Origin of the sequence: Flagellimonas algicola (genome assembly GCF_005937185.1) — a bacterium.
Classification (GTDB): Bacteria; Bacteroidota; Bacteroidia; order Flavobacteriales; family Flavobacteriaceae; genus Flagellimonas; species Flagellimonas algicola.
The window spans coordinates 1,303,846-1,328,873 of the sequence record NZ_VCNI01000001.1 but is presented as its reverse complement, the minus strand read 5'-3'; the positions used below and the strand labels follow the sequence as shown (position 1 = coordinate 1,328,873).

Genomic DNA, 25,028 nt, shown 5'->3' with positions numbered 1-25,028 from the left:
TATTTGATTATCAGGTAAAAATTGTTCTTCCTTATAAACTCGAACACCTTACTTATCGGGAAAGTCGTTCATAGAATATATCTGTCAATACTTTTGGGTCAAATCAAAAAAACGAACAGTCATGAAAACCCAAGAGATACCAAAAAAAGATAGAAAATACTTTATTGATTGGCTGCGAATCGCATTGATCATTAGTGTTTTCTTTTTTCATGTTGGAATGATTTTTAGGCCCGAACAATGGCATGTGAATAGCAAGGAAACTTTTGCATTCCTAGATCCCATTATGTGGTGGTTGCACTTATGGCGAATGCCCCTACTTTTTCTGGTTTCAGGTGTGGGTACTTTTTATGCCATTGGGCATAGGACCACCTGGCAATACATAAAGGAGCGCCTTAGAAGACTCTACATACCATTCTCCGTTGGCTTTTTTACCCTTGTGCCCCTAATGGTCTATGTGGAGCGAATAGATCAATATGAATCTTTATGGAGCTTTATACCCCATATGTTTGACGGGGGACCTTATCCTGCGGGTAATATTTCATGGCACCATCTCTGGTTTATTCTATACTTGCTGCTGATTTCCTTATTGATTTCACCATTTCTGAACTATACCAAAAGTGGTCACTACAATATGATCAGGGGCAAATTAATCTCCATTGCCTCCAATAGGATGGGCTTGAACTGGTTGTTGCCAATTCTAATCTTGTCGCAAGTGGTATTGCGGCAATACTTTCCATACAGCACCCATGCACTATATAATGATTGGGCTTATTTTACGTACTACTTGCTATTCTTTTTAAGCGGATTTATGCTATTTACAAGCAATAAAGTGGTTACCGCACTTGCCGATGACAGACGATTATATTTGTATCAGACATTGGTTTTTACCGTACTCCTCTTTTCATTGCCATCCATTTTTGGTGAACCATCAATAATTCAAGACTATGCACGTGGAATTACTGAAATGATCATTTCACTATCTTGTGGATTAACCGCAATAGGCTATTTCAAAAACTACTTCAATAAAGACCATAAATATAGAAAAGAGCTGAACCAAGCTATTTACCCCTTTTATTTGCTACATCAGCCCATGCTGATATTTGTGGGTTATGTTGTGCTCCAATGGGATATTTCTTATGGTCTCCAAGCCGTACTAATTACCATTTTATCCCTCTTTTTTATTTTAGCCAGCTACATCCTTATCAAAAAGTTCCATGTCCTTCGAATTGCATTTGGTTTGAAAGGAAAACCTAAAGCCAAAGTATCCAGAAAACCTAAAGCGGAACCTGCGCCGGCTTTGGATAAATGAAATAACCTAAAAACGACAATACAAATGACCTTGTTTCGAAAAATACGCAAAGACCTTTTGATAAAGGGACGACTAAAAAAGTACGTAATGTACGCCATAGGAGAAATCCTCCTGGTTATGATTGGTATAAGTCTGGCCTTCCAAGTAGACAATTGGAACGAGGAACGGATCAAGGAAAAGGCGGAACTTGGCCACTATAAAAATATTCAAGACCAGATAAACACAGATAAAAGCTTGATTCTCGGGCTTATCCAATTTAATAATGCGTACACGGAACAATTTAAGTACGCTAGCAAAATAATCCATGCCAACGACCGAAGCCAGATAGATACACTTGGCCTCATTGTCCGTAATCTTACGCAATACTCAGATTTTGACCGTCAGGGGAATATTTATGAGACCATGATCAACAGCGGGGAGGTTAAATTGCTCAAGAATGATGCTATAGTAAATGGTCTCCGGATTTTGGAAGAGAAATACCTTTACATCAACCGCATGGAAAATATCCATTATGACGCCATGATTGCTTATGTAGTTCCAGCATTAAACCCCAACCTAAAGTTTGCCACTGCCGAAATCATGAAACCCGATGTATTATACACCTTTGAGTTTCAAAATTTGATTATATCCCTATTGCAAATCATGTCCGAAAAAGACAAGGTTTACAATGAGGCCTTACATGAAATTGATATAATAAATAAATTGGTGGATACTGAACTGTTTAATCAATAGAGTTTCCATAGCGTAAATTTGACGGATATCAAGATTTGGGACAGTTTACGCTACCTAATTCAAGCAGCTGGTTACTTATTCCAGGCATAATTTTAGGTTCAAAAAAAGCATTCTGGGATTTAATCCGACATTATAATTACTCACGCATGGGAATATCATGGGAGGAGTATGGACAAAGTAATGGAATAGGTGCTCAATGCTATACAAGATTAGTGGTTCCATTCATATCAAGTTCATCTATTCCCTTCAACTGTAGTTAATTAAAAAAGATACTTTTGTGAGTAGCCCAACAATGAGGATTTGATCTCCTTTTGGCAGTCAAATTAGGTTGATGTTTTTTGTATTAGGAATTTTTATAGCCATCTTTTTGGAGTTGCTATTGGTGGCCAAGAAAAGCAAATCCCGCGCAGACAAAGTACTCGCTATCTGGCTGTTGCTCATTGCTCTAAACCAGATATTCAATTATTTCCTTTATGAAGGTGTCATCTTTAAGCACCCCCATTGGCTTGGGGTTGATTTTCCGTTGCCGGTATTAAATGGACTTCTTCTTTACTTCTACGCAAGGGAGATTACCGGAAATACCAATACGAATGGATGGATAGTATTACTCCATCTTCTTCCAAGTATATCCCTTGTTCTTCTTGCCATTCCTTTTTATGGTCTATCAGGTTCCGAGAAAGTCCAAGTTTTCGAAAATGACGGAGCAGGTTTCGAATGGTATGTTGTTTATAGCAATATTTTAGTGCCGTTGTCAGGATTGGTTTATGCTATATGGACGCTGGTACTTATAAAACAGCATCGCAAAAAAATCCAGGATAATTTTTCCAATACAGATAAAAAGGAACTGCAATGGTTGAAATATCTTTCCATTGGTTTTGTAATTATCTGGTTACTGACCATTTTCTTTGATAACATTATCATCTTTTCTGCCGTAGTAGTGTTAGTATTGTTCATTGGGTTTTTTGGCATCAATCAATTGAATATTTTCTATCGTCATGCGGTTACTGGGCCCAAGTTGGGTTCAAACGAAAATACCGATAAGGGGTCCAAAAAGAGAAAGGTTAAGGATACCCCGGTTTCCAAGCGGTATGCCAAGTCCGGTCTAACGGAAGAAATAGCAGTTCATATTAGCCAAAAACTTCATGATTTAATGGCCAAGGATGATGTTTACAAAAACGAGGAACTCACATTAACAGAACTGGCAAGACTTGTAGATGCACATCCCAATCATTTGTCACAAGTTATAAATGAACAAGAAGGAAAGAATTTCTACAATTATATTAATTCACTTCGCATAAAAGAATTCATAAAGCTTGCGTCCCTGCCTGAAAACGAGAAATACACCAAAATTTCTTTGGCTTACGACTGTGGTTTTAGCTCTAAATCCACATTTAACAAACACTTTAAAACTTGCACAGGTAAAACACCTACTGAATTCTTCCACAAATAAGTGTAAGGAAACCATATTTCTCCTTTTGCCTGAGTACTCGTACGTTTTTTCGAAATTTTTAGAAATATTGTAAATTATTGATAATCAAATAATTGACTGTACTTCCCTATAAGCTCGAACGTTCCGTTTGATTGTGCCTATAAGCTAAGTCTTTGCGATGGAAATAGCTCCCCATCTTTGTCCAAGAATTCAGTGATACAACCATCATGGTTAATCACAAAGACAAAGTAAAAATGAAAACAGAAGACGATAAAGTGGCCATTTCACATCCTCAATTTGTACTAGGATTCGGTTGGAGCTGTGGAGGGCGACCATCAATTTACAGAAACAAAAGGTATAAAACCAAATTGAATCAATGCCCTACAAAACTTAAATAGTACCGGGGCACGCAATAACACGAGTTTATTTATCAATCATAACAATCATAATTACAAAAATTAAAATCATGAGAAAAATGCAATTAAGAATTTCGGAAATGTTCACTGTGGTAAGCGTTTTACTGTTATCCATCAGTATGAGCGGCCAAGTAAACGGTTGGAACCCAAAATTGGAAAGTGATTCCGAGAAAGCCATGCGCTTTGTTTTGAAGAAGGCACCCAAATTGGAAACTTTTAAAGATGAGGCCTATGGCTATGTCGTCTTTCCAAAGGTAACCAAAGCCGCAATTGGAGTAGGCGGTGCAGCTGGGAATGGAATCGTCTATAAGCTGAATAAGGTTGTTGGCAAGGCCCATTTAAAGCAGGCAACTGTTGGAATTCAGTTCGGAGGCCAACAATATGTTGAGGTAATCTTTTTTGAGGATAGAGCAACATTTGTGAAGTTCACCAATGGAAAATTGAAGTTTGATGCACAGGCATCAGCGGTAGCGCTTAAATCTGGAACCTCTATTGATGCTGCCTATCAAAATGGAGTAGCGGTGTTCACTTTGACCAAGGGAGGGGTAATGTATGAAGCGTCTCTTGGCGGACAACACTTCAAATACACACCCAAAACAGATGAAATCCCATTCTAAATAAATAATTATTCCCAAAACTTAAGTAAACAGCATGAACAATATCCAGTTCCATACGGCCACGGAAATAACCCAGCTCATCAAAACGGGAAAAATTTCCAGCGAAACAGTTGTACGTCATTTTTTGAAACAGATAAAAGAGCATAATCCAAAAATTAATGCCATATCTGACCTAAGAGATTTTGACGCACTAATTAAGGAGGCAAAGGAAAAGGATAAACTTCGTGATAAGGGAAAGATATTGGGGCCTTTGCATGGACTGCCTGTGACCGTAAAGGATAGTTTTCAGGTATTGGGACTTATATCATCCAATGGGAACCCCAAACTTTGTAATAATGTGGCCGATGAGGATGCAGAACTGGTAAAGCGCTTAAAAAACGCTGGCGCCATAGTTCTTGGCAAGACCAATATGGCACTATATGCCATGGATTGGCAATCCAGTAACCCATGCTTTGGACAAACAAACAATCCCTATGAACTTAACCATGTAGCCGGGGGTAGCTCGGGAGGTTCTGCAGCAGCATTAGCTTCCGGGTTTACTGCCTTAGAGTTGGGAACGGATGCAGGTGGTTCCGTTCGCGTACCATCCCATTTCTGTGGAGTATGTGGTATTCGCACTACTGAAATGGCATTGTCCAATAATGGGAATATGGCCACACCCGGCTTACCTAGACTTGGACGCCATATAATTAGTAACGGTCCTATGGCACGATCTGTTGAAGATTTAATACTTGCGATGGAGGTGTTATGGCAACCTCAAACGGGACATTTTATAAATCCCCCTGTTCCCTTAAAGCAGTTTAAATATATTGGAAACAAGTTGCGGATAGCTTATAGTCTTACCCTTGATGGAATTACGTTGGATGATGAATACAAAAGACTATATCAAACTTTTTTGAATAGAGTTGCCGACTGTGATCATGAAATGATTCAATCCAAACCTCGTTACAGTACCAATGCCTTGGTGCGGCTGTGGGGAAAAATCGCTGGTTTTGACTTTGGCGCTGCAATGAAACGAATACCTTTTAAAAGGTGTATCGCATATGTATTCATCAAACTGCGATATAAGGACTCACAATGGGCTCGAGGCATGGGGTATGGCGCAGCAAGCTCGCCCTATCAATATGCTAGGTCATTGCATCTCAAGGATGAGGTTTCGCAAACGTTTAGTAACTTTTTTGAAACATATGACATTTGGATAACACCTGTTTCAGCAACACCTGCATTTACACATCAAAAACCAGGAGTGCCATTGGAGGTGAACGGATGGCAAATACCCTATACAAAAGCCTTTATCCCATTCAATTTTCCATCGAGTATTCCAGGTCACCCCATTGTGGTTATTCCTATCGGTTTGACTAAAAAAGGCCTTCCAGTTGGGATACAGATCCATGGTCCCAAATGGCAGGACTACAAATTACTCCAAATTGCTAGGGAGTTGGAAAAGCTAACTCCTGGATTTCAAATTCCGAAAATGTTGGATCAAAACACATACGCATCAAGGGAATAAACAACTAATACTCTATACCAGTGCATCCCGCATTGGTTCGAGAGATGGTATATCACCCAAAATTATTTCCAGGAACTGGGGTTTTTATTCTCAAAATCATTTATTGAAGTACTATCGAGGACATTACGAGTAGGGGGCGTCTTGGTTTCCGCTCCCAATTCCTTTAAAGGTATCCCCATAGATTGCATGCCATGGAATAAATATTTTCCTGGTTTTCCTAGAGTTAAAACATTAAACAAAATTGTTATACTGCTAACCGTATCTTCTGTTTTAGACCATGATTTTCTGTATAAATAACAGATTGAGGTTTAAAAGCAAATACAACTGCCTAGATTGTTTTTTGTTTAAGTGTTTGATAATATGGGTATTGGTTCATATAGTAATGAAACAACTCTTAAAATCATGTTAAAATATTTATCCATAATTTATTACCTTAAACCAAATGCATTTTTGTGGAAATCTGTTCAACCTTTGATTTACTGGTTTTTACACGATCAGCATCTTAAGTTTTTGAACAAAACGACATTCGGAAATCATGGCTCGCTATGATTGATTTAAATTTCACAAAAAAACCTTTGGGAAGCTTCTTAAAGAAAAGACGGGAATTAACCTCAACAAATATGAAACAAAGATTGTCCATCGTAATGCTCTTCTTGTCTTTGGCCGCATTTGCCCAAACCGGCCAGACTTACCAGATAGGTATTCTTATTGACCAGCTGAATCCTGAAATGTCTCCCTTGCTGGAAAAATTAAAATCTGAAGTCGTGGCCGTGGTGGGAGAGGACGCGAACATTCAGTTTCCTGAAGAAAACATTCTTGTCAACGGTTTCGATATAGCCAAGGCCCGGCAGAACTACAATCAGCTCTTAAACAACAGCACAGATATTATCCTGGCCTTTGGGATAGTCAATAATCAAATCATAAGCCCCTTGGAGTCACATCAAAAACCTACGATTCTCTTCGGGGCGGTGAATCGTGACCTCCATGAACTCGACTTGACCAATGCATCTTCAGGAATAGAGAATTTCACCTATTTAGTAGAATCTGAGTCCTATGAAGAGGATTTTAAGAAATTCATCGAGCTTACCAATTTCGAGAATGTTGGGATTTTGGTTGATGCTCCATTTGTGGACATTTTGCCCCTCAAGGAAACTTTTGATAGGGAAATTACGGCGCTTGGTGCTTCGTATACATTGATTCCTTTTACTACTGTTCAAGACATTACCTCTAATCTGGATGGAATTGATGCTGTTTATATGGCCGGTGGATTTTTTCTGAGCAGGGAAGAGAAGAAACAATTGGTGGATGCCTTCTTGCAGGCCAAACTTCCTTCGTTTACGGTTAATGGTACCGAAGATGTAAAAGGTGGTATAATGGCGACCTACCAGTCCGATGATAACCTTGATCAGTTTTTTAGACGCATTGCTTTGACTATCGAGGCCTATGTTTCTGGCACCCCATTGTCAGAACTTCCCGTTTATATTGATTATACACCTAGATTGACCATTAATTATAATACTGCTGAAGCCATAGGTGTACCCATTAAATATAGTTTGGTGGGTCAAACCGATTTTGTAGGGGAGTTTAAAAATGTTATTTCCGAGAAGGATTATGATCTCTTGACAGCAATTAATGATGCCCTTGAGAATAACCTATCCCTTGGTTCCAACCAAAAGGATGTTCAATTGGCTCAGCAAGATGTAAAATCGGCCAACAGCAACTATCTGCCTAGTTTGACTGCCGCTGGAACGGCCACCTATATTGATCCAGACGCCGCTGAGGCCAGTGCAGGACAAAATCCAGAATTCTCTACGGGCGGAAACATTACCTTAAGCCAGACTTTGTTCTCAGAAGCAGCCAATGCCAATATTTCCATACAAAAAAGTCTTCAGAAAGCCCAAGAGGCAAATTTCAATGCTGCGGAATTGGATTTGATTTTTGATGTATCCAATGCGTACTTCAATGCCCTTATCTTAAAAGTGAATGCACAGATTCAGGCTAGAAACGTTGACTTAACTAAGCGAAATCTGGAGATTGCCGAGCTAAATTTTGAAGCAGGCCAATCCGGCAAGTCCGATATGCTACGTTTTCGAAGTGAAATGGCGCAAAACACCCAATCCATGGTGGAGGCTGTAAATCAAAGGGAACAAGGGTTTTTGGTGCTCAACCAATTACTGAACAATCCAGTGAACCTGGAAATTGACGTGGAGGATGTGCAGTTCAACGAGGGTATTTTTGAACAGTACAATTATGAAGAGTTCTTCGAACTCTTGGACAATCCCACACTACGGGAACCCTTTATTGATTTTCTAATAGATGAGGCCTACAAAAATGCCCCGGAACTAAAATCATTGGACTACAATCTTCTTGCCACGGAACGGAATATAAGGCTGAATGGATATGGTAGACTCCTGCCCACTTTGGCATTGCAGGGCCAGTACAGTTCCACTTTCAGTCGATCAGGTGCGGGCAGTACAGCTCCGCTTGGCGTGTCATTGCTTGATAATACCTACAATGCAGGGCTCAATTTGTCCATTCCCATCGTAAACCAGAATTTATCAAATATCAATCGTCAAACCGCCATCATTCAAAAGGAACAGTTGGAAATTAATAAAAGCAATGTTGAATTGGGAATTGCGGTGAATATTCGAACTTCAATACTGAACCTTGTCAATCAGGTCTCCAATATTCAGCTTTCCAAGATATCGGAAGAAACCGCTCAAGAAGCCTTGGAGCTTACACAGGCCTCATATTCCAGTGGCGCGGTTAATATTGTACAATTGTTGGATGCCCAGAACAACTATTTGAATGCTCAATTGGCCCGTGCCAATGCCACCTATAATTATCTAATTAATTCACTACAGGTAGAACGCTTTTTGGGCTATTATTTTCTATTGAATTCTGAAGATAAGAACAACGAGTTTAGACAAAGGTTCTTTGAGCATCTAAACACCAGAAACTAACGAACAAAAAAACGAAGGGATGAAATTCATATTAAAATTAAGTTTGTTCAGTATCCTGTCAGGGTTGCTGTTATCCTGTGGAGGCGAACAAAAAAAGGAAGAAAAGTTCTTGCGGCCTGTCAAGTTTCAGGAAGTGGGATTCCTGGGTGGGGAGCGGGTAAGAACCTTTAGCGGAACCGCCCGCACGGACAAAATCATCAATTTAAGCTTTAGAAGCGCTGGGATCATAACCCAATTTGATATGAAGCTTGGGCAAAAAGTGAAGAAAGGGCAATTGTTGGGTAAGCTGGACAATGTGCAATCAAGATTGGCTTATGAGCAATCCATCACCCAACTGAACAGCGCTGCATCCCAAATGAACACTAGTAAGCTGAACCTAAACAGAATCCGTTCGCTATACGAAAAAGGAAGCACTTCCTTAAGTGATTTTGAAGCTGCAAAGAACTCCTTTAAAAATGCGGAAGAAAGCTATAAGTCCGCCAAACGGGGAGTGGAAATTCAGCAAGACCAAATAAACTATGGATATATCTATGCACCTGAAGATGGGATTATAGCCTCTATTTCGGCGGAAGTTGATGAAAATATTCAGGCAGGGTCATCTGTTGCTATTCTCAATTCAGGAACCGATATGGAAATTTCCTTGGGTTTGCCTGAAAGTGTTATTAATGGAGTTCAGGAAGGAATGGAGGTTGCCGTGGATTTTACCTCAATACCCGATCAAACCTTTAAAGCCAAAGTTACCGAAGTAGCTCCAGCAGTGGATGCCAATACGGCTACCTATCCGGTTAGGGTAACGGTGGTTAACCCAAGTGATGCCATTAAAAGTGGCATGGCGGCCAATGTGGCTTTTGATTTTGGCAACCATGAAATTGATGAAAACCGTTTAGTGGTTCCAGCCCACGCAGTAGGAGAAGATAGCAATGGAAGATTCGTGTTTTTGATAGAAGAAGACGGAGCAACCACCAAAGTGCGAAAACAAGAAGTTGTAATCGGCAGTCTTGCTTCGGATGGTTTCGAAATAACATCTGGTTTGTCCAAAGGACAAAAAATTGCCACAGCTGGACTTCAGACCCTTTTGGACGGGCAAGAAGTAAGATTACAATGAATTGAATTGGCTGCATTAAAACCAACCTATGAATTTAGCTAAGTTTTCCATTGAAAAGAACAGGATAACCTTTATGGTTCTGGCAACCGTTATTTTGCTGGGTATCTCCATGTATTTTGGACTTTCAAGGGACAGTATGCCGCCATACACGGTTCGTGTGGCCACCGTTGTCTCTTCTTTTCCAGGGGCCAGCCCCGAACGTGTTGAACAACTCGTAACGGATAAAATTGAAAAAGTTGCTCAAGAACTTCCCGAGCTTGATGAGGTAAACAGTACCTCAAGAACAGGACTTTCCATTGTTAGCGTAACCCTTAAAGACGAAGTATCCAAGGAAAAAATGCAGTCTGTTTGGGATAGATTACGAAGAAAACTCAATGCCATTCAAGGACTCCCAAGTGGTGTGAATCCCAATTTGAATGATGATGGAGTGGGGGATGTTTACGGTATTGTTGTAGGCTTGACTTCGGATGGGTATTCGTACGCTGAAATGAAGGAGTACGCCGATGATATCAAAGATGAATTGATCAAGCTCCCCGATGCTGCAAAAGTAGAATTGGGAGGGGTACAGGAAGAACGGGTTTTTGTTGAATTTGACAATACTCGACTAAAGGAATATGGACTTTCGGCATCTAAACTGCAACAGAGTATTTCCGCTACCAACATACTTAATTCCGGGGGACAGGTCAATGTAGGTGATGAGCGGATTATTTTGGAACCCACCGGAAACTTTGATTCCGTTGAAGCCATTCGAGATATGCTGATAGCTGTAGGAGATGGTACACAACTGGTTAAATTGGGAGATATAACCACAGTTTCCAAAGGTTATATTGATCCACCCAATCAAATTGTGAGCATCAATGGTAGGGAAGCCATCTCCTTACACGTCAACCTAAAGGAAAACAAGAATATTGTGGCGCTGGGGGAGGCCGTAAACCAAGTAGTAAACACCTGGAAAAAGAAACTGCCAATTGGCTTGGAACTGACCAGGGTTTCATCTCTGGACACTTACATTGATGTAAAAGTAGGCGACTTTATCATTAATCTATTGCAATCCATTAGCATTGTTTTGTTGGTTATGCTTGTTTTTCTAGGATTCCGAACAGGATTCGTTATTGCAAGCCTTATCCCCATTGTAACCATCATGACATTAATGATTATGGGGCTTATTAATGTGGGGTTAAATCAAGTGACCCTTGCCGCTTTGATCATGGCATTGGGCATGCTGGTGGATAACGCCATCGTGGTCGCAGAGACCATTATGGTAAAATTGGAACAGGGTGTTGCAAAGAAGCAAGCAACCGAAGAAGCTTTTTCCGAACTCTGGATGCCACTATTGATTTCGACCTTGACCACATCCGCTGCCTTTTTGGCCTTCTTTTTATCCCCTACCACCATGGGGGATATTGTTGGACCAATTTTCGTGGTGATTACCATTGCTTTGATGTCTTCATGGATCATAGCACTTACGGTAATAACCATGTTCTGTTATCTTTTCCTAAAGGTAGCTCCCAAGGGAGAGAAGAAACCAAGTTTGGTCGATAGGATTATTAACGCCTGCAAGAGCTATTATAAAAATTTGATTCTGATGGCATTGGCGAACAAATACAAGGTGATTATCGCAATATTCCTTGCCTTTTTTGTTTCGCTATATGGCTTCACCAAAATTCCTTTTATTTTCTTTCCTGATAGTGACCGAAATATGATTACTATCGACATCAACTTACCTGAAGGGAATAAGATTGAGCGAACCACCGAAGTGGTTCAAAAGATTGAACAATTTATGACCGATTCGCTCAAGACCAATCCAAATAGAAGTTTGGGCATTGTGGATTGGTCTTCCTATGTTGGCGAGGGGCCAGAATCCTATGATCTTGGGTATTCTCCCGATGAAGCCAATTCCAACTACGCACATATTTTGGTGAACACCACCTCCTTCAATGAAAATGTGGCGATGATTACCAAATTGGACAGGTTTACGTTTAATAATTTCCCAAATGCAGATATTAAGGTGGGTGCCTTGGGTTCAGGTGGCGCCGGAACCCCAATTGAAATAAAAGTTTCGGGAAATAATCCTGACGAGCTGTCCCAGATTTCGGAGCGAATCAAGTTGAGGCTTGCCAGTATTGTGGGAACCAAAAATGTGAAAGATGATTGGGGCCCTAAGAGTAAAAAATTTTTGATTGAAATAGACCAGAATAGGGCCCAAACGGCTGGGGTGACCAGTCAGGATATCGCCACTTCTTTACAAACCGTACTGGATGGATTTCAGACCGGGGAATATCGAGAGGATGATAAATCCATACCCATTATCATGCGAAGTGATGCTTCCCAACAACAATCATTGGCATCCTTGGAAACCTTAAATGTCTACTCACAAAACTCAGGAAAAACAGTCCCCTTATTGCAGGTCGCTGCCATTGTTCCCGCTTGGCAATATTCTAAAATTAAGCGCTTGGATTTGCGGCGTACCATAAACATAAGTAGCGAGCTACGTGAAGGAGCCAATGCCTCGGCCATAACGGCTGAGATTACGCCTTGGTTGGAACAAGAATCACAAAACTGGTCGGATAGCTATAGCTATAAGTTTGGTGGGGATGCGGAGAGTACAGCTGAAAGTATGGGGTCGGTGATTGGGTTCTTGCCCATTTCTGCATTTATCATTGTTTTGCTTTTGATCATTCAATTTAATTCGTTCAGAAAGATGACCATGGTGGTGCTAACCATTCCTTTGGCGGTAATAGGTGTGGTAATTGGTTTACTGGTATTTAGGGAGGCATTTGGTTTCATGCCGTTTTTAGGGGTTATATCCTTGGCGGGGATTGTGATCAACAACGCCATTGTGCTCATAGACAGAATGGAAATTGAACAGAAAGATTTGGGTCGCTCGGTACAGGACGCTGTAATTGGTGCCTGTTTGCAGCGTTTCAGACCTATTTTGTTGGCTACTTTCACTACGGTTTTGGGATTGATTCCGCTGTATTTGAGCGGAGGTGAGATGTGGGAAGGTATGGCTGTGAGCATTATGGTTGGACTACTGTTCGGAACCATTATTACCCTTTTGTTCATCCCCGCGCTATACAGTGCGCTGTTCCGGGTAAACTATAAAAATTACCAATTCAATGAAGAACTGCTGGATGCGTAGGAGGAATTCAGTAGAAATCATTTACGATGGCATTGGACTGCTTATTTTAAAGTAAAGCAGCTTGGCGGCATGCTATAAATTGATTTTGTGTATTTTAAACCTACGGATAAAAGGATATCCCAAGCGTATTGGAAATTGAGAATGACTAATCATTTGATTCCCAGCTATTGACGATTTATCACTAACGCTTAATAAAAATTTGTGATCCAACTTAGGTATTTTGTTTTGCTTGCGATGCTAACCTTACCCGGTTGGGGCATATCGCAAGAACTCCCCCCAATTCAGAACTTTACCCCAGCTGACTATAGCTCTGAAAGTCAAAATTGGGCCATTTCACAATCTACGGATAAAATCATATACGTTGCCAATAACAATGGCCTTCTCGAATTTGATGGAGCAAGATGGACTTTGTACCCATCTCCCAATGAATCCATCATTAGAGCTGTGAAAGTGGTGGGAAACAGAATCTACACGGGAAATTATATGGATTTTGGCTATTGGGAAAAAGATCGCTTTGGCATTTTAAGGTACACTAGTTTAGCTGCCCAGATGAATGATGCACTTGTTGAGGATGAAGAATTTTGGGGAATTCTGAATCTTGGGGAATTCATGGTATTTCAATCTCACAGCCGAATATACAGTTACAATTTGGGAAACAATTCAGTCAGCATCATCAATTCTGATTCCTTTTTGCCTAAGATATTTAAGGTTGGGCAAACTGTTTATTTCCAGAAAATGAACCACGGACTTTTCCGGATTGAAAACGGGCAGGAAGTTCTTGTGTATGACCAAGAACCACTGAAGTCGGATGAGGTAATCAGCATTGTTCCGGATGATCGGGAATTGCTCATTCTTACACGCAATAGTGGTTTTTATAAAAGTCAAGCCAATGCATTGGAAAAATGGAACGTGGCTATTGATTCCCTTCTAAACGATATCAGTCTTTATAGTGGATTGCAGATGCAAGAAGGAAGTTTCGCCTTGGGAACCATTTCCCATGGCCTGATCCTAATGGATAAGGACGGGCAATTGATTAGGCATATTGACCAGATCAGTGGATTACAGAATAATACGGTCTTGTCCCTCTACGAAGATGAGGACGCAAATGTCTGGTTGGGACTTGATGTTGGGATTAGCTATATCAATTTTGGGTCGCCCTTTCAGGTATATCCTGATAGTAGGGGATTGGTTGGGAGTGTTTATGCTTCGGCAGTTCAAGACGATTACCTGTATTTGGGAACCAATCAAGGCCTTTTTTATAAAAATGGGAATCAATCCGATTTCCAATTTGTAGAAGGTACCCATGGGCAGGTGTGGTCTCTTGACGTGGTGGATGGCACCCTGTTTTGTGGGCATCACTCGGGTACTTATGTTATTTCAGAAGGGAAAGCCCAAAAAATCTCAAATATTCAGGGAACCTGGAAAGTTGGAGATTTATCCGGTAAGCCCAATTTTGCATTGCAAGGTAACTATGATGGGCTATATGTTTTGGAAAAGACGGATGGTAACTGGCAGCTTCGGAATAAAGTGGAGGGGTTTGACAATTCCGCACGCTACTTTGAGATTTTCGGAGATCAAATATTTGTCAATCACGAATACAAGGGAGTATTTAAAGTAAAAGTGGATGAGGATTTTTCACATTCCACCCATGTGCGGATTGATACGGTAATAAGGGGTTCCAATTCGGGCTTGATTAAATACAAGGGTAAATTGCTCTATGCCTTTAAAAATGGAATTTTCTCCTATGAAAAGCAGCAAGATAAATTTGTCAAGGATACCGTTCTAAGCCAGTTGTACTCTCCTAGCGAATATACTTCGGGGAAAATGGTAGTGGATCCCAAGAATGGTTATCTGTGGACCTTTTCCAATGCAAGCATTGGCTATGTATCTGAAAGTAGTTTGGCAAGTACCCTTAGTATAAGCAAGGTTCCGCTAACAGAAAATATCAGAAATGGAATTATTGGCTATGAGAGTGCCACCGCCATCGAAAAGGAAGGGGTTTATCTTTTTGGTGCCCGTTCTGGCTATTTTACTTTGGATGTCAAAAATTTTCAGGAGAATCCAATCGACATTAATATCGGCACCGTGCAAATAGGCGGGAAGAATAGGGTGACCACTGAGAAAAATCTTTGGGACCCTAACATTACCGGGGATTTTGAAAGTGAGGAAAATAGTCTTCAAATTTCTTATTATGTTCCCCACTATAACAAATATCTCAAGCCACAATATCAATACCAGTTGCGCGATATTTATCCAACTTGGAGCAACTGGTCAAGTGAAGCCTCTGTCCTATTTGAAAATTTACCCCCAGGAAACTACACTTTTAATGTACGGGCCAAAATCGGGGAAAAAGTTTCAGAAAGCATGGAATCCTTCACCTTTAAAATAGCTCGACCTTGGTATCTGTCCAATTTAATGTGGATGGTTTACATTGTTGGCGCCATCCTAGGTTCCATTCTAATACATTCCTTGTACCGAAGGTACTATAACAGGCGTCAGCAAAAATTGATAGAAGAGAATAAGCGGGAAATGGAGTTGGCCAAGGCCCAAAATGAAAAGGAAATCATCAAACTTAAGAACAAGCAATTGCAGGAGGAATTTAGAAGTAAAAGCAATGAATTGGCGGCATCAACCATGAGCATCATCAAAAAGAATGAGCTATTGGCCAAAGTTAAGGAGCAATTGGCAGCAAATGCGGATGACAAGGATACTATCAAGCCGATAATTCATGTAATCGATAAAAGCCTAAATCGAAATGATGATTGGGAATTGTTCAAAGAAGCATTTAACAATGCTGATCGCAAGTTTTTAAAGAAACTTAAAAAGGCACACGCCAATCTATCACCAAATGATATTCGATTGTGTGCCTATTTGCGCCTCAATTTGTCCTCCAAGGAAATCGCCCCCATGTTCAATATTTCACCCAGAAGCGTGGAAATAAAAAGGTACAGACTGCGCAAAAAAATGAATCTGGAGCACGATGATAACCTAGTTGATTACATCTTAAAACTTTAACCACGCTACAGATCGGGTTTTCTACCTCAACATTACCTATACAAGTCTTGATTAACCATCCTTCCCGAACATAGGGAATCATCCCTGAGCTCCTATAAAAACTGATGTTTTGCCATATTCATAAAAAACACACATTTTTTTTGTGATGTATATTTTTTGTTGAGGTAAACTTTAAGGACTTGCTATTTTTTTAAGATAAGTTTAACCGTCCGCAAAAATGAAGGATGGTTCGGTTTCGGCTCCGGTCAACATTCGACTTCACCTTCTTTTCTGCGCAGACTTCAAACTAAAACTAAACATTACTATGAAAAACAATTTAATGAGATTACTCCTCATATTGTTTGCTTCGGGATTGTATGCCCAGGTCGATCAGGTATCGGTGGTAAGCAATGAGGAAGGAATGAAATTGGTTGTCAACGGTGAAGATTTTATGATCAATGGTATGAATTGGGATTATATTCCCATTGGAACCAACACCGTAAATGCCAATTTCTGGAAAAAGTCTGATGATGTGATCAAGGCAGGACTTGATCATGAAATGGCCCTGCTCAAAAACATGGGTGTGAATGTCATTCGCCAGTACACCGGAGTCCCTGCAAAATGGATTAAGTACATCTACGAAAACTACGGCATTTACACCATGCTCAACCATTCGTTTGGGCGCTATGGTTTAACGCTGAATGGCGTATGGACTCCTGTTACCATCTACGACGATGAGACCACCGTAAACTTTTTGATGTCCGAAATGGAGGAGTTGGTCAATGGGTACAAGGATACCCCTGGCTTATTACTTTATCTATTAGGTAACGAAAACAACTACGGCCTGTTCTGGGCAGGAGCGGAAACTGAAGATTTCCCGGATGATGAAGGAAGAATCCAATTCATTGGTGAGAGTAGGGGCAGACCCATGTATCGCTTGATGAATGAGGCCGCCAAAAAAATGAAGGCCATGGACCCTTCCCACCCAGTGGCCATCTGTAATGGAGATGTATTGTTCATTGATATTGTTGCTGAGGAGTGCAAAGATGTTGATATCTACGGTACCAACACCTACAGAGGTGTTTCTTTCGGGGACATGTTTCAAGTGGTGAAAGACAAGCTCAACAAACCTGTAATGTTCACAGAGTTTGGAGCCGATGCCTTCAACGCAGTTGAGAATAAAGAAGACCAGTATTCCCAAGCCTATTACATGGTCGGAAACTGGAAAGAGATTTATGAAAATGCTGCAGGATTAGGTAAGGTTGAAAATTCCATAGGTGGATTCACCTTTCAATTCAGTGATGGGTGGTGGAAGTTTGGTTTTGATGATAGAAAAAATGCCGACGTTCATGATAACAACGCTTCATGGTCCAATGGAGGGTATGCGAGAGATTTAGCGGCCCCCGGAGCCAATAACATGAATGAAGAGTGGTTTGGGATATGCGCCAAAGGGGCAACAAACCCGCGCGGGCTTTATGAGCTTTATCCAAGAGCCGCATATTATGCATTAAAAGAGGCACATCAACTAAACCCATATGAGGAAGGCATGGACCTGGCCTTTCTAGAAAATTATTTTGACAATATTGAGCTAATGGAGGCTGTGCTTAAAGCACGTGGCGATAAAGCCGCACTACGAGGAGAACAAAGTAATTTGCTACGAATTAGCAATCTTCAGGCAAAGTTCTCCACCTTCAGCACAGGAGGGAGTTTAATCACTACACCTGATAATGCCGATCCAGATGACCCCAATACCTTTCCCAACCAACTAGGATTTGATCATATGCAGTCCTATTTTGTCGGGATTGAAGGTAACCCTGCTCCCAATATGCGGGCAGAGGTGAACTTCAACATTCTTGGAAATGTCGCCCAAAATCCAATCAACGAAATTTTTTATGAAAATCGGGCAAGGCCTATCACCGTAAGTTCGCCCGAAGGCGATGTTGTGCTTAATGACAACAATAGATTGGCCGTATACCAAGCCGAATTTGAGTGGAAGGCAAAGGAATTTGACCTTCGAGGGTTTTATAGGACCGGTCACTACCAATGGGGTTACGAAGGTGACTTCTTCGGATTGTATCCAGAAGCCAACTATGGACCCAACCTTGATATCTATAACGGTGAGATTCTTGGAGTCGAAGTCGACGGCAAAGGCCCTTTAAAAGGATTAAAGGCAGCCATTGGGCCACAATTGTGGTGGGGAGCCAACCCTACAATGCTCTTTAAATACAAAAAGCACATTGGAAAGTTCGACATTACAGGTATTTACCATAGGGATTTTAAAACAGAAATCGTCTTTGACGAAAGCGGACGACGGGTCTTGGATGCAAACCAGGTACGAAGTGGTGTAATCCCCTTTTGGCCAACCGAAAGAGCTACATTGGCTATTGAAAGGGAGTTCGGCAAGTTTGGAGTTCATCTTGGTGGCATTTGGGCTGGAAACCCCTTGAATGGAAGTACGTTCCAAGACGTAAGAGGTACTCCTGGCAACTACATTGTTTATGAAGATGTTATTAATTCAGATGACAATTGGGGTGGTAAAGTAAAGCTGACGTATGAAGGTGGTAAATTCAATTGGTACGGTCAAGGGGCAGTTATGGGACTTGTCGCCAATGGCGGCGCAGACCAGACCTTGACATTTACAGGGTGGAAATTAAAGGATACTGGAAGCGGAAATCAAGCCAATTTCTTGACTGGATTTACAGTTGCAGCTGGAAATTTTCAGATTGCACCCAACTTTCTGTATCAAAAACCATTGGTGGATCCTATGCCCGGCGATGTAAATGCACCTGGACGCCTAAGGAATAATCTTGATGATCCCTTTTCTGTTCGAAGCAACAGAGAGACCACTGCAGGTGAGATACTCTTGACTTTCGACCCTACCCCGGGTACTTGGATGTACGAGTGGGATAACGATAGATCGGAGGATGCCAAATTCGCTATGAATCTTGGATTTGTATATCGTCACCTTCCTACAACACTTGATTCACATATTGGCTTCAACGCCGACAGGACTTTCTTTGCTTTCCCAAATTCAGCTCCAGCTGAAGACTTATGGGAAGTCCATTCCAGAATGGTGTCCAAGATTAATTCCGACATAGGAATTATTGGAAACTTCTACTATGGCAACGGACAGGCCAACGGTGATAGTGATAGGTTGATCAAACGTTTCGGTGGAGATGTTCGAATGATCTACAACAAATTGAAAATCCAGTATACCCAAAAGATTAATGATTGGGGACCTTTTGATTATCATCGTGATTTTAACTTAACGTACCCAGTGCAATTAATGCTGGATATATCTACCACACTTGGAAAACCGGATTGGTTTATTCTGCCGAGCACGCAAGTGGGAATAAGGGGCACATGGCGTTCCTTGGATGAATTTTCGCCTAGATACCTTCCCAACCAAGCACTTGAATTTGCTGACTCCCCAATTATAAGCCCAGTAGGATTCGGCGATGGTAGCGAGTGGGAAATCATGACTTATATACATATCAACATCGGCAAATAAAAAGACTTAAAAATGAAAAATAAGAATTATATCAGCTTACAATCTATACTTTTTCTCTGCCTGGGTATTGTAGTTTTTTCCAGTTGTGAAAGAGAGTTTTCGGATGAGGTGCAATTCGCCACCTTCCCTCCGAACGGAGATGTATTTATTGATGCCTTTTCCGCAGGCTTGGATTATTTTCCCTTTGTGGATGCAGGTGCAGACCCCGAAGCATTTTCTGTAGAAACAAATGATGTTTTTGATGGTGATGCCGCAATGAGGTTTGATGTTCCTGCATTTGGAAACGGCTTCGTGGGCGCTGCGTTCAACACTACGGTTACGAGAGACCTTTCTGGTTTCGATGCGCTTACCTTTTATGCCAAAGCGTCCCAAGCAGCATCCATCAATGCTATTGGATTTGGTATTTCAGCGGAGACCGCCAATAAGTTTCAGGTAACGGCCAATAATTTGGGTGTAAGCACTCGATGGGAAAAATATGTGATTCCTATTCCAGATGCTTCCAAACTGACCGAGGAAACCGGACTGTTCTGGTTGGCGGAAGGTGCATCCTTTGAGGGTGATGAAGGCGGCTATGTTTTATGGTTTGATGAAATCAAGTTTGAAAAATTGGGTACAGTTGCCCAACCTAGACCAACCATTTTTGATGGACAGGAATTGGTAGAACAGGCCTTTACAGGTTCCAGCATTCCAATTACAGGGCTTACCCAGACCTTCAATTTGGATAATGGGGTAAACCAAACAGTTATTGCTGCACCTTCCTATTACGATTTTTCATCTTCAGATGTTGGCGTGGCCGTGGTGAGCGAGTTGGGTGAAATCTCCATAGTGGGAGCAGGAACATCCACCATTTCGGCCCTGTTGGCCAATGTTAGGGCGGCAGGTTCCTTGGAAGTAACATCAAGTGGTAGCCTACAGGCTTCCCCGGATCCCATTCATCCGGCTGCCAATGTAAAGTCCATCTTCAGTGATGCCTATGCCGATGATACCAGCAGTAATTTTTCACCAGGATTTGGTGGCTCTACCACCGAAACCAAGGTTACATCCACGGATAATGGAGATGTATTGGTGTACAACAATAACAACTTCACGGGAATAATATTTGATAATACCGTGGACGCCTCAGGCCTCACTTTCTTGCATATTGATGTCTATGTGCAAGCCCCAGGTTTAGAGGTGGGAGTCCAAATTAGGGACAGTGGTGCCAATCAAATGATAGAGACGGATGTCAACACTGGACTACCCATTGGAGACGATCGGGACCGTAGGTTTGATCTGACCGGATTGACCGTAGGTCAATGGACATCGTTTAACATTGCGCTTGACGGTGACATTGCCAATCAGAAGAACAATTTGGCAGCGCTCATACTTACTGGAGGACCAAATTTCATATTTGATAATGTATACTTCTTCACCGAATAAAAAGGTGTTCAATCAATAGAAAAAATAGGGTTATGAATATAAAGTTTAGAAACATAAAAACCATAAAATCAAGTTTTCCAAAATTTTTGGTGGTACTTCTGGCGTGCTGCTTATCAGGATGTACAACAGATGATACCCAAACGGTGGTAACATTTACCAACTTGGTGATGGAGGACAATTTTGATACAGAAGGAGCTCCCAATCCGCAAATTTGGGGCTATGATATAGGAACGGGGGTCAATGGCTGGGGAAATCAAGAGCTTCAGTACTACACCAACCGTTCTGAAAACGTGAAAGTAGACAACGGGCTCCTGCTTATAACAGCACGTCAAGAGTCTTTTGAAAACTCACAATATACGTCTGCCAGATTGTTGACCAAGGACCTTTTTGAACAACAATATGGTCGATTTGAAGCGCGGATTCGCCTGCCTTATGGCCAAGGAATTTGGCCAGCTTTCTGGATGCTTGGAGCGGATATTGATGATAATCCTTGGCCCGCGGCCGGAGAGATTGACATCATGGAATATCGTGGCCAAAATCCATCTGTACTTATTGGTAGTGTTCATGGGCCTGGTTATTCGGCCGGGGAGGCCATTTCCAAGGAATATATTTTGGAAAATGACCGATTTGACACTGGCTTCCATGTCTTTGGAATAGAGTGGGGGCCAGGGTACATCAACTTTTATGTGGACGACGTACTCTACAATCAAATTACTCCGGAGGATGTTACCGGGACTTGGGTGTTCAACAAGCCTTTTTACATCCTAATGAATCTTGCCGTGGGAGGAACCTTTGTGGGCAGCCCCAATGCAGAAACTGTATTCCCTCAAACCATGTTGGTGGATTATGTAAGGGTATACGAAGGAATAGAAGCTAACTAAACTAATTTATACTAAAATGAAACAATTGCTAAACAAGGCTAAAGTTTTATGCTTGATGATTTTGGCCGTATCCTATTTAGGGTGTGAAGAAGACGATGAAGGAAATGTACTGCCGGAAGTTTTGGCTGGCTTTACCCAATTGACGACGGAAGGAACGGGGACAGTTTCCTTTATCAATACCTCTGAAAATGCAGATAATTACGAATGGGATTTTGGAGATGGAACAACCTCTACGGAAATAGACCCAATCAAAACATACGGAACGGGTACGTATACGGTAAGCCTAACGGCGTCGAACGCTGCTGGAGGTTCAGATATCTTTGAAGATGAACTGGTCATTGTAGTACCGGAAGCTGTGGCTTTGCCCATAACCTTTGATGGGGCTAATGTGGTTTATGATGCTTCTACGTTCAACGGGGCTGCATTTGAAGTGCTGGATAATCCTGCGCCAGGGGGCAGCAACAATACCGCATCCAAAGTTGGGGCCATAACCAACAGCGGAGCAGCGTTTGAAGGGTTCTTCTTTGATTTGGGAGCACCTATCGACTTAAGTGCAGATAAGACCATCCAAATGAACTTTTGGGCTGAAGCGGCCATCGACGTTCTTCTTAAACTTGAGGAAGGAACAGGGGCGGCCACAGAGGTGACTGCCAGTCATGGAGGCAGTGGTTGGGAAATGTTGTCTTTCGACTTTACATCCGAAGATAGTTTCTCAAGATTTACAATGTTTGTGGACGGTCCTGGAACGACCGCAGGTACTTTTTACATTGACGACATAATACAAGTTGAAACCATGTCTGGAGGTGGTGGCAATGCGCCAACTACCTCTGCGCCAGCACCACCTGCTCGTGATGCCGCGGATGTCATCTCAATATACGGCGGCACCTACACGAACATTGACGGAATCAACTACAATCCAGATTGGGGACAATCAGGTTTGGCGTTCGTGAATACCGAGTATGATCCTGGTGATGGGAATTTTGCCTTGGCCTATCCAACGTTCAATTTCCAAGGAACGGATTTCTCCGGGAACGCGCAAGACGCTTCGGCGATGGAATTCCTTCATGTTGATATTTGGGTGCCGGAAGGTACAGATAGACAAGTGAAGATAAGCCCAATTAATGGAGGCGGAGGAACTGGTGTGGGTGAATTTTTGGTAGAAGTACCTTTGACTCCTGGGTCATGGAACAGCGTGGATCTTCCTATTGGCGATTTCACGGGAATGATCTGGGACGATGTGATCCAAATGAAGTTTGATGGCCAGTTCAACGGTGATGGTAGTGCCAATACGGACCCACACGATATTTACCTGGATAACATTTATTTCTATAGGGAAGCCAGTGGAGGAAGCAGTGCACCAACTACTTCCGCACCTGTTCCCCCAGCTAGAGATGCCGCAGATGTAATCTCCATTTATGGAGGAACATATACTAATGTTACCGGCATTGATTACGACCCAAACTGGGGCCAGTCCGGATTTGGTTTGGTGAACCCTGCCTATGATCCTGGTGACGGGAATTTGGCCTTGGCTTACCCAACCTTCAACTATCAAGGAACCGACTTTTCTGGGAATGCACAGGATGCCTCCGCGATGGAATTCATTCACGTGGATATCTGGGTTCCCAGTGGAACTGACAGGCAGGTGAAGATAAGCCCCATCAACAGTGGTACTGGGGCTGGCGAAGTACTTGTTGTGGTGCCAGTGACACCAGGCTCATGGAACAGCGTGGACCTGCCTATTGGGGATTTCACGGGAATGACCTGGGATAGCGTGATCCAAATGAAGTTTGATGGTCAGTTCAATGGCGATGGCAGTGCCAATACCGATCCGCACGATATCTATCTGGATAACATCTATTTTTATAGGGAAGCCAGTGGTGGAAGCAGTGTGCCGATCACTTCGGCCCCCGTTCCCCCAGCCAGAGATGCAGCCGATGTCATTTCCATTTATGGAGGAACATACACCAACATAACGGGAATCGATTATGATCCCAACTGGGGGCAATCCGGATTTGGATTGGTGAACCCTGCCTATGATCCAGGGGACGGAAATTTGGCCTTGGCCTATCCAACCTTCAACTTTCAGGGAACCGACTTTTCAGGGAATGCACAGGATGCTTCAGCCATGGAGTTTGTTCATGTGGATATCTGGGTGCCCAGTGGAACTGACAGGCAGGTGAAGATAAGCCCCATCAACAGTGGTACTGGGGCTGGCGAAGTACTTGTTGTGGTGCCAGTGACACCGGGCTCATGGAACAGCGTGGACCTGCCTATTGGGGATTTCACGGGAATGACCTGGGCTAGCGTGATCCAAATGAAGTTTGATGGTCAGTTCAATGGCGATGGCAGTGCCAATACCGATCCACACGATATCTATTTGGACAATATCTATTTCTATAGATCCGCTGGCGGTGGTGGAGGCGGATGCCCGGCACCTCCAAGTGGTGAATTGTTGTCAAATGGTGGATTTGAGGCCAATTCGGGTGATGCAGCATGCTGGCAATTGAATGACGGTGGCGGTGCAGTGGCGGTTATCGATACCGACGCAAATACGGGTACTTACTCAGCTAGACTAACTTCAGGCCCAGCCCAAGTGCCAAACATCAAACAAGAGCGATTTGCTTCTAGCATAGCTGGGAATCAAGGTGTTCAAGTAGAATTTAGATATAAGATTACCACCAGTTTTGTGGATGGTGCCATACTACAAGTACTGGCGTTCTCTGAATTTACGACTGATCCTGCGGTAGCGCATGATTTAGGTAACGCCATGGATGTAACTACGGTTGATGTTTGGCAAACCTACACTGGAACGTTCACAACGGATTCCAATATCGAAGAAGGCATCTCACTGCTTATCCAAGCTACCTGCGGTGGAGCCGGTACTTGCGCTGGTGAAGTTATTATAGATGATGTGGTAGTAACCGAAATCTAGTAGTTGAAAGAAATTGTTCTTGATTTCAGGAATGATCGTGTGAATTAGAGAATTGATTGTTAATGAAT

Annotated in this window: 13 protein-coding genes; all 13 read left to right on the top strand. The window is 42.1% G+C overall.

The features are described from left to right. The first annotated feature begins 121 nt into the window (after window positions 1-121). The 13 genes from FGG15_RS05790 (at window position 122) to FGG15_RS20275 (ending at window position 24,960) form a co-directional block, all read left to right on the top strand. Window positions 122-1,309 carry an acyltransferase family protein gene (locus FGG15_RS05790; protein WP_138834139.1) on the top strand — a complete coding sequence of 396 codons (1,188 nt, stop codon included), beginning with the start codon at window positions 122-124 and terminating at the stop codon, window positions 1,307-1,309. Between the two features lie 24 nt (window positions 1,310-1,333). Continuing rightward, the gene (locus FGG15_RS05785) at window positions 1,334-2,041 is read left to right on the top strand and encodes a DUF6090 family protein (RefSeq protein ID WP_138834137.1); all 708 of its coding nucleotides are present in this window, start codon (window positions 1,334-1,336) and stop codon (window positions 2,039-2,041) included. Between the two features lie 331 nt (window positions 2,042-2,372). Further along, window positions 2,373-3,491 carry a helix-turn-helix domain-containing protein gene (locus FGG15_RS05780; protein WP_138834135.1) on the top strand — a complete coding sequence of 373 codons (1,119 nt, stop codon included), beginning with the start codon at window positions 2,373-2,375 and terminating at the stop codon, window positions 3,489-3,491. A 454-nt stretch (window positions 3,492-3,945) separates the two neighbouring features. Beyond that, window positions 3,946-4,503: a lipid-binding SYLF domain-containing protein gene (locus FGG15_RS05775; protein ID WP_237561753.1), complete on the top strand. Its 558-nt coding sequence runs from the start codon at window positions 3,946-3,948 to the stop codon at window positions 4,501-4,503. A 34-nt stretch (window positions 4,504-4,537) separates the two neighbouring features. After that, window positions 4,538-6,013, top strand: a complete 1,476-nt coding sequence (locus FGG15_RS05770; RefSeq protein WP_138834131.1) for an amidase — start codon at window positions 4,538-4,540, stop codon at window positions 6,011-6,013. A gap of 620 nt (window positions 6,014-6,633) precedes the next feature. Continuing rightward, entirely contained in the window at window positions 6,634-8,976 is a 2,343-nt protein-coding gene (locus FGG15_RS05765) for a TolC family protein (protein ID WP_161991926.1), read from the top strand. 19 nt (window positions 8,977-8,995) lie between these two features. After that, complete coding sequence (locus FGG15_RS05760; RefSeq protein WP_138834127.1) at window positions 8,996-10,081, top strand: efflux RND transporter periplasmic adaptor subunit; 1,086 nt, start codon at window positions 8,996-8,998, stop codon at window positions 10,079-10,081. A gap of 28 nt (window positions 10,082-10,109) precedes the next feature. Beyond that, entirely contained in the window at window positions 10,110-13,223 is a 3,114-nt protein-coding gene (locus FGG15_RS05755) for an efflux RND transporter permease subunit (RefSeq protein WP_138834125.1), read from the top strand. Between the two features lie 201 nt (window positions 13,224-13,424). Next, entirely contained in the window at window positions 13,425-16,238 is a 2,814-nt protein-coding gene (locus FGG15_RS05750; protein WP_138834124.1) for a triple tyrosine motif-containing protein, read from the top strand. A 304-nt stretch (window positions 16,239-16,542) separates the two neighbouring features. Further along, complete coding sequence (locus FGG15_RS05745; RefSeq protein WP_138834122.1) at window positions 16,543-19,728, top strand: glycoside hydrolase family 2 TIM barrel-domain containing protein; 3,186 nt, start codon at window positions 16,543-16,545, stop codon at window positions 19,726-19,728. Between the two features lie 12 nt (window positions 19,729-19,740). After that, complete coding sequence (locus FGG15_RS05740) at window positions 19,741-21,147, top strand: glycosyl hydrolase family 16 (protein ID WP_138834120.1); 1,407 nt, start codon at window positions 19,741-19,743, stop codon at window positions 21,145-21,147. 32 nt (window positions 21,148-21,179) lie between these two features. Then, window positions 21,180-22,028, top strand: a complete 849-nt coding sequence (locus FGG15_RS05735) for a glycoside hydrolase family 16 protein (protein ID WP_138834118.1) — start codon at window positions 21,180-21,182, stop codon at window positions 22,026-22,028. 16 nt (window positions 22,029-22,044) lie between these two features. Further along, window positions 22,045-24,960, top strand: coding sequence for a PKD domain-containing protein (locus FGG15_RS20275; RefSeq protein ID WP_237561752.1), 2,916 nt, complete (start codon window positions 22,045-22,047; stop codon window positions 24,958-24,960). Window positions 24,961-25,028: the final 68 nt, after the last annotated feature.

Bases quoted from the DNA above. Each gene is read 5' to 3' on its own strand.
- FGG15_RS05790 (WP_138834139.1), top strand. From the start codon at position 122: ATGAAAACCCAAGAGATACCAAAAAAAGATAGAAAATACTTTATTGAT.
- FGG15_RS05740 (WP_138834120.1), top strand. From the start codon at position 19,741: ATGAAAAATAAGAATTATATCAGCTTACAATCTATACTTTTTCTCTGC.
- FGG15_RS05765 (WP_161991926.1), top strand. From the start codon at position 6,634: ATGAAACAAAGATTGTCCATCGTAATGCTCTTCTTGTCTTTGGCCGCA.
- FGG15_RS05760 (WP_138834127.1), top strand. From the start codon at position 8,996: ATGAAATTCATATTAAAATTAAGTTTGTTCAGTATCCTGTCAGGGTTG.
- FGG15_RS05780 (WP_138834135.1), top strand. From the start codon at position 2,373: ATGTTTTTTGTATTAGGAATTTTTATAGCCATCTTTTTGGAGTTGCTA.
- FGG15_RS05770 (WP_138834131.1), top strand. From the start codon at position 4,538: ATGAACAATATCCAGTTCCATACGGCCACGGAAATAACCCAGCTCATC.
- FGG15_RS05755 (WP_138834125.1), top strand. From the start codon at position 10,110: ATGAATTTAGCTAAGTTTTCCATTGAAAAGAACAGGATAACCTTTATG.
- FGG15_RS20275 (WP_237561752.1), top strand. From the start codon at position 22,045: ATGAAACAATTGCTAAACAAGGCTAAAGTTTTATGCTTGATGATTTTG.
- FGG15_RS05745 (WP_138834122.1), top strand. From the start codon at position 16,543: ATGAAAAACAATTTAATGAGATTACTCCTCATATTGTTTGCTTCGGGA.
- FGG15_RS05735 (WP_138834118.1), top strand. From the start codon at position 21,180: ATGAATATAAAGTTTAGAAACATAAAAACCATAAAATCAAGTTTTCCA.
- FGG15_RS05775 (WP_237561753.1), top strand. From the start codon at position 3,946: ATGCAATTAAGAATTTCGGAAATGTTCACTGTGGTAAGCGTTTTACTG.
- FGG15_RS05785 (WP_138834137.1), top strand. From the start codon at position 1,334: ATGACCTTGTTTCGAAAAATACGCAAAGACCTTTTGATAAAGGGACGA.